Source organism: Bacteroidota bacterium (assembly GCA_037133915.1).
GTDB lineage: Bacteria > Bacteroidota > Bacteroidia > Bacteroidales > CAIWKO01 > JBAXND01.
In genome coordinates this window covers 62,387-78,158 of sequence record JBAXND010000020.1, presented here as the reverse complement: position 1 = coordinate 78,158, position 15,772 = coordinate 62,387, and the positions used below count along the sequence as shown (strand labels likewise).

9 protein-coding genes are annotated in these 15,772 nt (G+C 43.0%); 6 read left to right on the top strand and 3 right to left on the bottom strand.

Features of this window, described 5'->3' with window-relative positions; genetic code table 11:
- Positions 1-295: 295 nt before the first annotated feature.
- A complete protein-coding gene (locus WCM76_08835; protein ID MEI6765732.1) occupies positions 296-1,051 on the top strand; it encodes an FKBP-type peptidyl-prolyl cis-trans isomerase in 756 nt (251 codons plus the stop codon).
- Between the two features lie 88 nt (positions 1,052-1,139).
- Here WCM76_08835 and WCM76_08830 read toward each other — a convergent pair whose 3' ends face one another.
- Complete coding sequence (locus WCM76_08830) at positions 1,140-4,901, bottom strand: T9SS type A sorting domain-containing protein (protein ID MEI6765731.1); 3,762 nt, start codon at positions 4,899-4,901, stop codon at positions 1,140-1,142.
- 212 nt (positions 4,902-5,113) lie between these two features.
- Between WCM76_08830 and WCM76_08825 the strand changes: the two genes are divergently transcribed.
- The gene (locus tag WCM76_08825) at positions 5,114-6,100 is read left to right on the top strand and encodes a diacylglycerol kinase family protein (GenBank protein MEI6765730.1); all 987 of its coding nucleotides are present in this window, start codon (positions 5,114-5,116) and stop codon (positions 6,098-6,100) included.
- Between the two features lie 51 nt (positions 6,101-6,151).
- On the opposite strand, the gene WCM76_08820 is transcribed toward WCM76_08825, so the two are convergent.
- Positions 6,152-10,066, bottom strand: coding sequence for a T9SS type A sorting domain-containing protein (locus tag WCM76_08820; protein ID MEI6765729.1), 3,915 nt, complete (start codon positions 10,064-10,066; stop codon positions 6,152-6,154).
- Between the two features lie 233 nt (positions 10,067-10,299).
- Between WCM76_08820 and mreC the strand changes: the two genes are divergently transcribed.
- Together mreC and WCM76_08810 are read left to right on the top strand one after the other, a co-directional pair.
- Positions 10,300-11,130, top strand: a complete 831-nt coding sequence (gene mreC / locus WCM76_08815) for a rod shape-determining protein MreC (protein ID MEI6765728.1) — start codon at positions 10,300-10,302, stop codon at positions 11,128-11,130.
- Positions 11,123-11,641, top strand: a complete 519-nt coding sequence (locus WCM76_08810) for a rod shape-determining protein MreD (GenBank protein MEI6765727.1) — start codon at positions 11,123-11,125, stop codon at positions 11,639-11,641. Before mreC ends, WCM76_08810 begins: the two co-directional genes overlap by 8 nt.
- On the opposite strand, the gene WCM76_08805 is transcribed toward WCM76_08810, so the two are convergent.
- A complete protein-coding gene (locus tag WCM76_08805) occupies positions 11,642-12,094 on the bottom strand; it encodes a hypothetical protein (GenBank protein MEI6765726.1) in 453 nt (150 codons plus the stop codon).
- A gap of 302 nt (positions 12,095-12,396) precedes the next feature.
- Here WCM76_08805 and WCM76_08800 point away from each other — a divergent pair, with 302 nt between their 5' ends.
- On the top strand, positions 12,397-12,939 hold the full coding sequence (locus WCM76_08800) for a hypothetical protein (GenBank protein MEI6765725.1): 543 nt from the start codon (positions 12,397-12,399) through the stop codon (positions 12,937-12,939).
- A gap of 10 nt (positions 12,940-12,949) precedes the next feature.
- On the top strand, positions 12,950-15,733 hold the full coding sequence (locus WCM76_08795) for a PKD domain-containing protein (protein ID MEI6765724.1): 2,784 nt from the start codon (positions 12,950-12,952) through the stop codon (positions 15,731-15,733).
- The last annotated feature ends 39 nt before the right edge of the window (positions 15,734-15,772 follow it).

Below are 15,772 nucleotides of genomic sequence, written 5' to 3'. Positions count from 1 at the left end.
TTAAGTTATTAACAATCTGATGTTTATATTAACAATTGGTTTTTAGAAGTGCCCTAATGTTGTTTTCATAATAATGATGATTAATGGTTATCAAACTAATTTTCAATGTGCACATTCAGAATAGTTGAAATGAAAGAATCAAATATACGAACAAATACGTGCTTTTCACCCTTCAAATAAAAATATATTCTTAAATGTTGATATTGCTTCATTACAGCTTATTAAGCCATATGGGCAGGTCATTGAAAAAAATTGTATTTTTGCCGCTCTAAATAATAAAACAAAACCGACCACCATGAAATTAAAAATCACAATGTTGTTTGCTCTTCTGCTCGTCAGTTCAACAGCAATAAACGTATTTGCGCAGGTTGCCAAATCGAACAAAGGAAAGACGTTTGATTATCGCGGCGAACTTAAAGGAAAGTATGATACTATCGGATATGTTATCGGTGCAAACATTGGGAACAACCTTCAGGAAAATATTACGCGTGATTCGCTGAACCTGCGAGTTCAGCCTTTGATGCAGGGTTTTATTGATGCCCTCGAAGATATGGATTCCACCATCTTCAAAAAAGCGGATAAAGATAAAATAATGGCTGCCTTTCAGATTGAGATGCAACAGCGTCAACAAAAAGCAGCAGAAAAAGTCACCGGCCCTATCAAAGCCGAAGGTGCAAAATTCCTAGCTGAAAATAAAACGAAGCCCGGTGTAGTAACTACTGCAAGCGGACTTCAATATAAAGTTATTAAAGAAGGTACCGGATTATCACCGAAAGAAACCGATAACGTAACGGTGAATTATGAAGGTACATTCATCAACGGAAAAAAATTCGATTCATCGTTCGACCGTGGCCAGCCGGCAACCTTCCCACTTAACGGAGTTATAAAGGGATGGACAGAAGGACTGCAGCATATGAAAGAGGGCGGCTCATACGAATTATATATACCTTATGACCTTGGTTACGGCGAACAGGGAACCGAAGGAATACCGGGCGGCTCAACACTTATTTTTAAAGTGGATCTTATTAAAGTGGAAGCCGCAAAAAAATAATTTCGGGCAAAAACACCACTCATTTCTTTATACAAAAAAGTCCCTTTCCTTTGCTGGAGAGGGACTTTTTGTATACGATGACAAGATATTAATACACTATTATCTTGGATACTTTCACGATGTTATTTGAAACGAATCGCATAAAATATACTCCGGAAGCCATCTGCGTCAAATCAATTGTACTGAACCAATTGCCATTGATGGTGCCGATTTCTTCATGATAAACCATCTGCAGACCGTTGTTGAAGATACTTATCGAAGATTTTCCGGCATCACCGGTAATTGAAATATTCAACAGACCGCTTGTAGGATTTGGGTATAAATTAAATACGGGTTCATTGACTGTTTCAGGGACACCGGTACATACTATCCATGTCAATGAAGTCTGGTCAATGGCAGTACAACCATTGCTGTTGCTCACCTGCACGTAATATGGAATGCAGCCCAGACCGTATCCGCTGGTGTCTGCCATGATGGATGAAGTGGTTTCACCGGTTGACCACAAATAGGTATCGAAGCCTGTTCCTGCATTAAGTGCATATGACTGTCCTGCACAAACACTCGTATCTGAAGGCAGATTTACTACCGGAAAAGCTTTTATATTAACCACTTTTTGTACAGTATTAGTGCAAGAAGCGCTGTCAGTAACGATGAGCTTAACAGTATAATTTCCCGCCGTATTATAAACATGCAGCGCGTTGGTTCCTGAATAATCAATCGTACCGTCGTTATTAATGTCCCATAAATAATAGGCGGTGGTATGAGCTGTACTCATATCGTCAAATGAAGTTACCTGCCCGACACAGGTTCCGGTATAATTAAAATCGGCGGTGAAGCATGCTCTCCAACCATCGTTCGCAGCACTGTAATCGGAAGTATTTAAGCCTGAAACATTTTGTGCAGCCCTTACGGTATAATAATAAACCTGTCCGTTGGCGGCAGTAACGTCGATATACGATGTTGCCGTAATCCATGCTGTAAGCGCAGTACCAACTGTTCCTGCTATACTGCTTCTGTAAACAGAGTAATGCGTGGCAGCCGGCACGGCATCCCACGAAAGGTGAACCCCGTCTGAGAAATTTCCGTCTGAGGCCACTACATTCGCAGGAATTGCAAGCAATCCGTTCTGCTTGACGGCAACTTCAAACGGTGAATTGGCAGCACCTGCCGAAGTGAATGTAATAATGCCGGAACGCAGGGCACCGTTATTCAATGTAGTTGATATTTTCACAAAACCCGAGTTGGAACCGCTATTGGCGCCGGTAATAGTAAGCCACGACGGACTATTTGAAGTTGCAACCCAGCTCATGCTTCCGCCACCATTATTAATAATTTGAATAGTATCTGTAGCGGCTGCCGAACCCAATACAATAGATTCGGGAAATGTAAGAATCAGCGGGGGCTGTTCATTTGCGAAATGCAGCGTATCATCGTTGGTGCTGTTATTTCCGTTATCTACAAAAATAGAAACATCCGATGTTTGCAGATTGCCCCAGTCGGGGCTGATGATGTGGGCGGTGTTTGCAGCAATAGCAATAGTATCGTGAACAAATCTGGATTCGCCTGCATTGTTTGCATAGCGAATGGACAAATCATATTTGGAAGGTGCTCCGGTATTCACAAGTTTAATTTCATTGTTCAACACCTTGATGGCAGTATTTGAATTCTGACTCTGGCCAAGATTCAATATTTCAACCGACATTTCATTTCCGGCATTTTCAAAAACAGTAGATAAATTGATGGTTTTTGTAACATTATCGGTATTGCTTATCGCGATGCCTGAAGTGCCATACGAAATTTTATCCTTTTGCGACAGCGATGCTCCTGCCCGGCTGTAACTGTAATTATTTGTATTTGTAAACACACTGAAAACGGCACCCGGACTGCTGAAATTTTTCATTTCTACATTGTAGTTTCCGTCTGGAAGAAAGTAGCCCGCCGGTGGTTCGGCAGTGCCCGATTCCGAAATAATAGGAATGGCGCCGGGCATGGTTTCGATGAGCTGATTTGCCTGGAAACCGAGTTTCTGACCTGAAGGATTGGTAATCACAAAATCGCAATCAGGAGAATTATAGAATGTGATTTCATTGCTTTTAGATTCATCCGGGTAATCAATTTTCGCCACTGAATCAAGCGCAGGTGTTCCGTACCAGTAACTCGACGGCACACTTAAAAACAATCCTTTATGGGCATCATCACCACCCCATTCGCTGGCGCCTACATCAGAATTTACAGACAAATTATAATACCAGCTATTGAGTGTTTTATTCACTGTAATTTTTCGGGTTGTATCGTTCGGGAAATTGTTGTCATAAATATAAATGTATTCCAGATTGGGATCCAGACTGTCTATTACAACCTTATACGGATTTACAATATGGCCGCCACTTCCGTTCTGATTACGTATGGTAATTCCACGTTCATCCTTTTCATTGTCAAGCAGCATTTTCTTTAACGAACTTAACGTAGAAACCGGTGGAACATTCCATTGTGACAAACGATATTTCTGGTATGATTTCTGGCTTTGTTTGAGCATAAGCATATTGATGCACTTTCTGTTATTATTGGTCAGTGCCAGTGTGTGAAGCTTATTGGTGCCATCCCAGTTATCAAGCTGCGGAAAGGCTGATTTGAAGCGCTGAACGCTATCATAAGCCATAAAGCTCGACTGAACGAATCCGAAGCATGAGCCGCCCCATGGTTTAACAAGCGTTTTATACTTCAATGCAGCTGAATATTTAAGAATCTTAACCGGTCCGGCATTGAAATAGCACTGGTCTTCACCGAGTGTTTCAACAAACAATGGCCAGTCGGGGAAAAAACTTCTGTTAATCGTATCAATGATGCCGGTTTGTTTATAAACCATTTTTGGGAAGGGCGCATTGCCGCCCAGATAAGGATCGTGTGTATAATCAAATTGCTTGTACCAGTCGTATGGCCAAATGTTCGGTCTGGAATTATTAAAAGGCCAGCCATCGGGATTTGGTCTGAAACTAATTTCGCAAACTGAAGAGAAGAAACCTTTGTAGGTATTTGAACCGTCTTTGTAATACCCGACAATATATCCCTTATTATTGATGTCACGTATTTGAAAATCCGTTGCATTGGTTTTGGAAATTTCTTTAAACACGCCGTTACGATAAATAAAAGAATGTGTAAGGTTATAAACTCCGACAATAATATTGCTATCGTTGATACCGGTAAAAATGGTTCGCGTTGCTCCCGGATAATCGAGTTGGGTCCAGGTACCATTGTCCCAAATCAAACCGTGCCTCAAGGAGCCGTCAATCCATCCGCCGGCTCTTTTGCCTGAGTTGTTGATACTGTTAATGTAAGTAGGATTGTAGTTGTAGTGAAACGGAGTATTTGTACCGCTGCACATCGAAAAACAAACATGCGTTGTGCTTTCCTTATAGTCGCCCACCACACAATCGGCATCGTTTATATCACGGGCAATGGTAATGTCCATTGAAGGAATCCAGCTACTGGTGAGGTCTGTATACGTAAAATTCCAGTAGTCGTATTCAAAACCTTCATTGTCGGTATTTACACCGGTAGTATTATACGCACCCACAGTCTTCATGTCATTATTAATGCCGTAGATGAATGTTTGAGTTGCCCCCGGATAATCTACATAAATGATATTATCTAACGAAACGTCGTAAATAAAACCATGCGTTGCAGTGCTTCCATAGTCATAATAACCGGCAAAATCACTCGAATCGTTGGTGCAGGTAATGTATGTGTTGGTGGCACCCGGAATACTAAATGGAACGATCTGGGCATTTACCGAAATGCTGCCGGCAATAATCAAGGTCACGAACAATAATAAATGTACCGCTTTTCTCATGTGTTTTGGCTTTATATAAATGATTTGTTAATTATTTCACTAATCAGAAACAAATATAATATTATTGTGCGCTTTGTTATAGTGCAACCATAATACTCCTGATAAACATCATTTTTTCAACCGAAAAAAAATCAATTTTCACGCTTACGCTGAATTGAATATACCCCGTCGCATAACAAAACGTTGGGAATCTCAGTGTAAAACAGGTATTTTTGCAGCCCAAATTTTTTAACCTGAATCTCAAGCATAAATTGGCAGAAGCAGTTTCCCATTTTATTATTATCAATCCCAACTCCGGAAGGCGCAAAGGAAAACGCGACTGGCCGCATATTGCGACGTTGCTGCAAGACGCAGGAATTGTGTACGAATATACGTTCACGCATGCACGACTCGATGCGGTGACGCTGGCCAAACAAGCCGTTGAGCGCGGCATTCGGAATATCATTGTTATTGCGGGTGATGGAACACTGAATGAAGCTGCCAATGGAATACTATTGCAACAGGCGGTACCCTCAAATGAAGTATCGCTCGGCATGATACCCGTTGGAACAGGCAACGACTGGGGCCGCATGTATCAATGTCCGACAACTTTTGAAGACTGTGTGAATATGATACGCGATGGCCATTCCATTCTGCAGGATGCCGGCGTAGTTATATTCTCTGATGCTGGAATAATAGAGAAACGATATTTTATTAATGTTGCAGGCATTGGCTGTGATGCCGTTGTAGTAAAGGATACGAACAGGCGAAAAGACGAGGGCGGCGGCGGAAAAATTGCCTACATGCTGAGCCTGCTGCGTTCTATTTTCAAATTTTCATCACTGAATGCAAGTATAACAGCCGACGGTCAGCAGCTTTTTTCGGGAGAATTGTACAGCGCCAATTTTGGCATTTGCCGATACAGCGGCGGTGGCATGATGCAGGTACCCCATGCGATTCCCGACGATGGCCTTCTTGACATCACGATTATCAGGCGTGTCGGCAAAATGAAAATAATTCGAAACACACCGAAATTGTATGACGGAACCTTCACTATTATGAAAGAAGTAAGTGTTCATCGTGCGGCGTCTGTTACAATTCATTCCAATAACGATTTGCTTCTTGAAGCAGATGGCGAATCGCTGGGCACAGCACCGATTGAAGTCAGTGTGCTTACCAAAGCACTTCGAATTATTGTACCTCTCAAATCTGAAAAATAAAAAACGGCAGACCGTTTTCACCGCCTGCCGCAAAACAGAAACCCAAATCTGTTATTTTTTAACCAATTTAGTTGTGCCCGAATAGCTATCGGAATTAAATTCTATGAAATAAACGCCCTTGGGCAAATTACCCGGATTCAGCTGATAGGTTTTATTCTGAATGTCATCACTGTTTAATGTCCAGGAAGCGACTTCAGTACCTAAAATATCATAAATAACCACGCTTGCTTTGCGCGCCGCAATATTCGAGATTTCAAGTGAAAGATTCTGTGTAAACGGATTCGGATAATAGAATACCGATGACTGTTCGGTGAACTTACCGCAATCTGTTTTAATTATACCGAATCCCTCAACATCTCCATTGTTATCATATTGTTTCAAACGATAATAAATGGTTCCCGATTCAGCATTTTCATCTTCAAACCGGTATTCAAGCTTTTGATTGCTGTTACCTGCACCCTTTACAGTTCCTGCAACAACCCAGTTGGTTGCATCCATGCTGCGTTCAAGATTAAAATAGGCATTGTCTGTTTCCGAAGCGGTTTCCCAGGATATCACCGGCTTTCCGTTGCCGCCGCAATCAGCAGTAAAACTCAATAAGGTCACAGGCAATGGGTTTACACCATTTTTACTTCCAAAAGTGATTGGACTGAATGAAGTAAAACCGGTTGCAGTGATAGATCCGGCAGTTCCGGTAATTCCGTTCAAGGTGCTGCTCATTGCTTTCCATTTGGGTGTTCCGCCGCAATCTTCGAGGTGTGCCACGGTCAAATCGTTAGGATCAGTAATACCGGTACGAACAGCATCTTTCCAATACAAGGTAACCGCAGGTGTGGAAACACCAATTGTTCTGTTTAAATCCCAGAATTCAACGCCACTGGTAGCCTTGAGCTGATTGTAATCGCACATTGATGCGGGATCGAGATTATTGTATGATGCCGAGAAAAAATATTCGCAGGTAAATGCATCCGACAAACTCGTTGGATTGGATATGCCCAATGGAGCCCAGACTTTGGTATTTGAAGGATCTATTTTGCCGACAGGAAAAATAAAAGCATCGTTTCCTGATTTGCTTACCGGTCCTGCTACAAAGCTGGCAGCGCTGCCCCCGTTACTTGAGGCATTATCAGTAAATGTAAGTGAACCGCTTCCGGTAAAATAAGCGACCCCGCTTGCAAATGTTGCCGTTCCTGTCACTGTCATGGGCGCACTGATATTAATACTCTTCGCATTCGCGGATGTATTATTGAATGTAACATTATAAAAAGGATTTCCGCCTGATGCTATCTGCTGTACCTGCGAACCTTTGAAATTTATTGTGCTGCTTCCTGCCGTAAATGTGCCCAGATTTGTCCAGCTGCCGTAAACATCTAATGATGCTGTGCCGACCATAGTTAAAGAGTTTCCTGCGGTTATAGTCAGACTTTTACAAGCCTGTGCGCCCGGAACATCGGGAACTGTTGAAAAGCAGGTTCCGTTGTTTTCAATAATTACATTATCTGCCGATGTCGGTTTCACTGCCGGCACGTTAAATACAGTACCTCCTGCATAAACGAGCCAGTTGGTGACGTCGGTCCAGCTGGCACTGCTGCTGCCCGTCCAAACCATATCTCCATTTGTAATACCTGCCGTTGACGGTGTTACCAGCGATACATTCAGAAGATTTGATGTAGCAGTGGGTGTTGTTGCACAACTTGCATTTGAAGTGAGGATGCAGCTCACATTGTCACCGTTGACAGGTCTGTATGAAAAAGTTGATGCGCCTGTTCCCACATTAATACCATTGACTTTCCACTGATAAACCGGGCTGCCACCACCATTCAGGGGGGTTGCGGAATAAACAATCAGTGAATTCTGGCATAATGCCCCCGATGGTGCGGATATCGAAACCGACGGAGTTACAACTGAATTGACCGTCATGGTGTTTGCGTTAGATGTTGCAACCGCAGGACTGGCGCAGGTTGCGCTTGAAGTCATTACACAAGTAACAATATCATTGTTTGCAAGAGCGGCATTTACGTAGGTAGTTTGATTGGCGCCCACATTGATTCCATTAAGTTTCCACTGATACGCGGGTGTTCCGCCATTGGCAGGCGATGCTGTAAATGTTACGCTTGTTCCTGCACAAACAGCACCCGATGGCGATACCGTGGTAGTAACAGAAGGTGTAAGCGTTGGATTAATGCTCATAACAATATTAGGAGAAGTTGCCGAACTAGGACTGGCACAAGTTGCAGTTGATGTCATCACACAGCTAATAATGTCGCTGTTTGCAAGAGCTGCATTTACGTAAGTCGGTGTGTTATTCCCAACATTGACGCCATTACGTTTCCACTGATAAGCGGGCGTTCCGCCGTTGGTAGGTGATGCTGTAAATGTTACGCTGGTACCTGCGCAAATAGCACCTGAGGGCGAACCAACGGTGCTGACTGCGGGCACAACTACAGGATTAACGGTCATCGTAAGAGCATTGGATGTTGCAGTAGATGTATTCAGACAGCTTGCATTGGATGTCATGATGCAGCTTACAATATTATTATTTGCCAGAGAACTGTTAACATAAGTTGTTGTGTTGTTTCCGGCATTCACTCCATTTAGTTTCCACTGATACACCGGAGTTGTTCCGCCATTTGTAGGTGTTGCAGTAAAGGTAATACCGGTACCTGCACATATTGCTCCGGGTGCAGAAGCGGCAATGCTTACAGTCGGGGTCACTAAAGGATTTACGGTAACTGTTACTGCTGTCCTTGTTGTGCTGAGGCAACTACTGGTCGTATTTCTTGATTCGGCATAGTATGTTCCGGCCGCATTGGCAGAATAGATTGTATTTCCGCTCAGCAATAATGTTCCACCGGAGGCCGCATTATACCAGTCAACGGTACATCCCGAAACAGCTGTAACACTTATATTCACAGGCAGTGAACCGGCACAAACACTTGCATTTGCGATAAACGTTGGTGCTGCTGGTCCTGTTCTGGTAACAGTAACCGCTGAAGACGCACTTGTAAGGCCGCTGTTATAACAGGTTACATTGCAACGATACTGTGTAGTTGCCAGAATGGAAGCCAGACTGTATGTGGTAGCCGTTGCACCTGCAATATCTGTCCATGTTGATCCATCGGGCGATGACTGCCATTGATAGGTAATTCCGAAGCCGCTTGTGTTTCCTGATAAACTCAGATTGCTTCCGGTTGTACAGACACCCGTTGTTGCCGTTGCAGCAGCAGTTCCGCCTGCAGGGCTTCCTGAGCATTGTCCCGGTGGTGTCCATGTGTATGTTTGCCCGTCGACAAAACTTTTTGCAGGAGAGCTGCTTGTAAAACGGACCGTGCTCGAATTGGCAGTGCCCGCAAGTGAGGTTGCCCAGTTTTCCGCACCGCTTGCAACCTTTCGGTTATTATAATCCGTTGAAGAAGTTCTGATTCCCACTTCGGGGAAAGACGCGTTATTGTCAGGACCAAAATTTAAGTTATAAACGAATTTAACAGCGCCATTAACCGTATTGAGCCGAGCCTGAAAATCAAAGCTCTCGTTCAGTGTTTTTCTGCGCATCGATTTCCATTGGAAAACAAGTTCAACGCCTATTTGCCGGTAACGTACCTCCGCATTCCCGTCATTGCTAACCCTGTCGAGATTGGCGCTGAAGGGGCAAATGCATATACCAGATCCGGTACCGCTGCTGATTCCGGCAGTTGCGTTTGATGCCGGGGCTGTATTTCCCAGTGTGAGAATTCCATTGGAAGTAACATAAGCCTTGGTATAAGTCACTCCATTAAAAATAAATGCAGGGATGGTAAGTGCCGCCGATATTTTATTATTGAGGTCCGTTGTGCCGTCAATAAGCTGCGTTCCGCCCGAAATAGCCGTGTACGTCCCACTGCTTTGCGAAAAGGTGTATGAAGCAACCTGTGCTTTATTCACCAGAGCAGATATTAAAAGTGCTGTAAGTAAAATTATTTTTTTCATTTTAGTTATTCTTTAAGTTTTCCCGAATGGGCGGTATAAAAAATAAACCGCCATAAATTGTTTTGTTTGTTTGGTAACCCGATACAAAGGTAGGTTATCATACAGATTTTTAATTTAGTAAACACACTGTTTAGAATCATTCTTGATAAAAATCAAATATACTACGCACTATCATACTAACTTTTATGAATTGATATTTTACCTTACTTTTGCAGTTGAATTAACCACAATCGATGCGGCCCTTATTTCAATTTCTTGCACGCCATTATTTTTTCTTTCTGTTTCTGCTGTTAGAAGGGCTTGCGCTTACTATGCTTGTAAGCAACAGTTATTATCAGCGGTCGGTAATTGTTAATTCGGCCAATGGATTTACAGGAAGGGTATATTCATGGTATTCAGGTATCACGCAATATCTTTCCTTAAAAGAATCGAACCGCTATCTGGCTGAAGAAAATGCAAGGCTTCTGAACTTTCAGAAATCATCATTCATAAAGACAGACAATAAGGTATTTGTGAAAAACGATACGCTGTACCGGCAGCAGTACGAATACGTCACCGCGAAGGTTATCAACAACAGCACGAATCAAATCAATAATTATCTTACAATAAATAAAGGTTCAAAACTGGGAATTAAAAAGGGGATGGCGGTTGTTTGTTCGCAAGGAATAGTAGGTATTGTAAATGAGGTTTCCGAAAATTTCGCAACCGTTATTTCGATGCTGCATCCGAAGATGAAGATATCTGCCAAGATTAAGAAAAACGATTATGTCGGAACCATTGTATGGGAAGGCGGAAGCGCTGAACGGGGCTCTCTTAAAGACATTCCGACGCATGTCAAAATAAAGGCCGGCGACACGGTAATTACAAGCGGCTATTCGTTGATGTTTCCGGAAGGCGCCATGATTGGCACTATCAAAGATTTCAGGGTAAATAAAGGCAATGATTTTTACATTGTGGATGTTGATTTTTCAACCGATTTCAATAATGTTTCATGGGTTTATGTGGTGCAGAATATGATGAAAGACGAACTTGATAATCTGGAGGGCGCTGCAAAAAATGAATAACATAACCCTCAGAAATATTGTTCGATTTGTTGTGCTTGTATTCATACAGGTTTTGATATTCAATAATATCAGCCTGAAATCGTACTTAGTGCCCTATATTTACGTGCTTTTTATTTTGCTGTTACCTTTTGAAACTCCAAAATGGCTGCTGCTGGTCTCAGGTTTTTTTCTCGGATTTTTTGTTGACATGTTCTCCAATACTGCCGGTGTTCACACGGCGGCAACAGTTTTAATGGCGTTTATACGACCTTTTGCAGGAAATTTTGTTTCGGCAAAACATGAGTATGAGGAAGGAATTCAGCCGGGCATCAGGGCTTTGGGATTCCGATGGTTTTTCTCGTATTCGCTGCTGTTGGTATCGGCACACCACCTGCTGCTATATTATCTTGAGGTATTCAGTTTCCGCGCTTTTTTCCTGACGCTGTGGCATGCCATACTGAACATCTTTTTCACGATGCTGTTCATCATTCTGAGCCAGTTGATTCTGTCAGGTCAAAAGAAAAACAGCTGATTATTTCTGTCCGCCGCTTCCGGCTGCAGAAGGGCTTCTCTCGTATCCGATATCTGTTTCCAGGCGGTCGTCGAATTTCATATTTTGCACCTGCCAGTTTTTATCGGGCTTGTACAAAATAAAGGTAAATTTTATCGGTTGCCGGCTGTAGCGCAGCATATACGACATCATCGCATAGCTTTCGCCCAGCATTTTCTTCTCTATAAGTTCATAACCATAATACTGGCCTATGATTGCAATACCTTTCTTTAATTGCAGTTTAATCGCTGCTACTTCCGACTGGGCATTATTGAGCCATACGTTGGTTGAAAAAATATATTCAACAGCCGCATCGCTGCCTTTTTCCTGATAAAGTTCAAAAAAACGGTTCGTAATATCCTCGGGAGCAGTCTGGGCGGTGACCGGTCCAATGCCAAGCAATAGCAATGCCGTTACAATAAAAAAGTTCCTCATGTCTGTATTATTTTCATGTTAAATATCTGAAATGAATTTCCACAAATATACACAAACAATTTTCTTTTACAGGGAAGCCATCGTCCGCATAAAACCGAGATGTGGTATCCTTAATCACACTCTCAGGAAATATTCAGGTTAAAACGGCTTCATTCGTATAAAAAATAATTGCGAAAGATATATTTCAATATGATTAGCTATTATCAGTCAAACAAATGAGCTCCCGAAAAATAATGTAACAATTATTGCCGCTCTTCCCTTAAATTAATAAATTTGTCTGCAAAACATCCTAAACCGTAAAAATGCCGAAAAAAGTACGTTGCTTCAGAATCATTTTTTTATCATTGCTATTTCTGCTGATTGTTATGGGTGAGACCAATGCTCAGCAGAAAGCAGACGTTAATCCCGTCGCATATCAAGCGTTTATCAGCGGAACATCCATGCTTATCACCATTCCTGCAGGTTTTGTCGCATTGGCAGACAGCAGTGGATATTTACATCCGGGTTCATCAAGCTCCATCATGATAAAAGATATGCCGGGGTCGTCCTACGAAAAAGTTGTGGAAGCACTGCAAAACGGTCAATTGCAAAAATACGGAAACGCGGTTGTTGGGTCGGAACATGTTACAACGACAGAGGGCAAAAACGGAATCATTTTCACACTCACATTCACGGCTAAAAGCAAAGACGGAAAACAGGATGTCCCATTTGAAAGGATGCTTTTTTTGACGGGCGACATGAATCATACGCTTTGGATAACCGCTAATTACCCGGCTGTCATTAAAAAATATATCGCAGAAGAACTTAGAGAATGTATGCTTTCAGTTAAAACAAAAACAGAATAACGTTCTGCCCATGAGAAAATATATACTCCTGATTATATTCGCCTTCTTTTCTGCTTTTGCCACTTCAATTGCACAAACGCATACGGATACGTATTTCATAGACTGGAAAACTCAAAACCAGAATATGTGGGGACCCAATGGTCAGGTCTTTACCATGGATACAAGCATCAATTTGTATGATGTTGACCAGAGTGGAATCACTACACAGGGCTACATCGCGAATATTTTCGGAGGCGATTTTGGTGCTGAACTCACCATTGATTACTGGCTGAAGCATGGCTGTAATTTCGTGATAGAAGGTTTTTCGACAGGTTCCGTTGATGTAGACTATCCGACTAAAATAGACATGACCTATCCCGATGACCAAACCTTTAATCCGGGACAAACAGTAACGATACAATCAGACTATACCGTGCAGCCGGGATGGGAGCTGAACTCCGACTTTCCGCATACAGGCTCTGTTTCATTTGATATGTACTTCGGATTCAATATTGATGTGGATGCAACCGTTTGCGTTTGGAGTTGTACAACATTTGATGTTTTTGAAGTTGGCGTTCCGCTAGACACAACCCATCTTTTTCAGATATCTGATTCCAGCGGAGTAGCCGATGTTTTTTATCCCTGGTACGATCCCGGCATTGGCTTTTACATGGTTCACGACACTATTTTACCCATCGTCTTTAATAACCTTGGCGGGATAGGATTAAGCGGGACCATCGGTATTCCCTACGTGGCAACCGACGACTGGCTTGACCCGAATACCAAATGCCTGATGGCTAAAGGCGACAGTGCACACATGGCTTTTGACCTTGACATATTGCAATTCCTTTCTGCGTTCGACAGCAGCTGGGCAGCCGTTATCGGTATGCTAAACGGAACGATCGACCTTGGCATGGGAATATCGGTTGACTACAGCCTGCTTACGGCACACCTTCTGGCAACAGGTTACATGGTGCAGGATTTCTCTTTCTGCCCAACCTTATGGGCACACATGACCTTTCCTATTCCGGTTGATTACAGCATTACCGATCCCGCAAACGGCAATGCCGTAGTGGGCTCGGGCAACAGCGACAGCATCATCTTTAAGGTGGACAACAATCTGAATTATGTGTATCCATGCTTAGGTCCGCCCGACATGAATCTCGGGCTGAAGTTCGCTATGGACAATGATTTCCATAATCATACCTGGGACAGTATTGCTTTCACATTTACACTCACGGCTTTTACTTTTGTAATACACTTGCCCAGCTTCCCAGTAATGCCGGAGCTTTGCATCCCTGAGGAATGTCTGGAAGTGCCTGTTCCCTGCCCCGAAAAAACCAATGAGCCTCAATGGTGTACACAACTGATATGCATGCCCGAAGTATGCAGCCCGGAAGTAGTCGTCAATCAAACAGATCAGGATATCATTATCGGTCCGCTTATTGACCTGACGATACCCTTAGGTTACGTTCCTATTACCTGGTTTGAACAAACATGGGAACTTGCAGGTTTCACTCCCGACCAGAGCGGGCAGGGCTGGTATGATACCATTGTACCCGGCGCTACGATGATTCCCAATCCGCCATTATCAACAGACATTCATGGACCCAATGTGATTTGTTATGGAGATACGGTGGCAACGATAACGGTTACCGTTGACAACGGTACTGCCCCATTTACGTATGTCTGGTCAACCGGAGATTCTGTAACATCAAGCGCAAGAGCCGACAGTATTGTCGTGAGTGTTGGCAGTTACTCCGTTACGGTTTATGATGTAAATGGATGCAATTCAGTTGAGGTTCACACAATCTATTTCATCAACCCTCAAATATTTGTTACGCTGTCCGGAACCGATATCAACTGCGCCGGCGACAGCACAGGTTCTATCATTTCATATGCATCGGGCGGAAGCCCCGGTTATACTTATCTCTGGACACCTTACGGTGGAACGGCAGATACCGCGACGGGACTTTGTGCCGGCATTTATACATTGCTGGTGACTGATTCTGTTGGCTGCACTAAAACAGCTACGCAAACGCTTATCGAACTGCATCCGCTGCCTCCGGTAAATATAAGTTCAGATATAACTTCCGGATGTCAGCCACTGAACGTGTATTTTAAGGAATTGAGCGGCAATCAGGGTCAAACCTATTTCTGGGATTTTGGAGATGGCGCCACCGATTCCATCAAGTATCCAATGCATCTATACACAAGCGCAGGCTCTTTTACGGTAAGTTGTACAGTAGTGTCTGTTTATGGCTGTGACAGTACTCAAACCATTCCTGCCATGATTATTGTACATCCTAAGCCTGTGGCCGCTTTCGACCCAAATCCTTCGATTTCGAAAAGCACGCTCGACCCAAGCTGGACAATATTCTTCCTTGACCAGTCGCAAGGGCCATCAAGCTGGACCTGGGATTTTGGTGATGGCAGCACTTCCGATCTGGAAAGTCCATCACACAGTTATTCCAAAGAAGGAGTATATGTAGTATTGCTGACTGTAGAAACAAGTTTTGGGTGCATTGACACGGCATCAAGGACTGTTCAGGTAATTGATGATATTCTTACTTATCCCAACATTTTCACACCCAACGGCGATGGTTCGAACGATAATTTCGTGATTAAAAATGTTGAAAAATATCCCGAAAACACTTTAGTGATATTCAACCGTTGGGGCGCAAAAGTTTTTGAACAGTACCATTATCGCAATACGTGGAATGCCGAAGGAATTGCTGACGGAGTATATTATTTTATATTCGACTCAGGCATTAGCGAAAAAACAATTGAGGGAACAGTGACCATTATGCGATAATTAAAAATCGCCGATTTGTTCATTGTACAAAAACCGGGT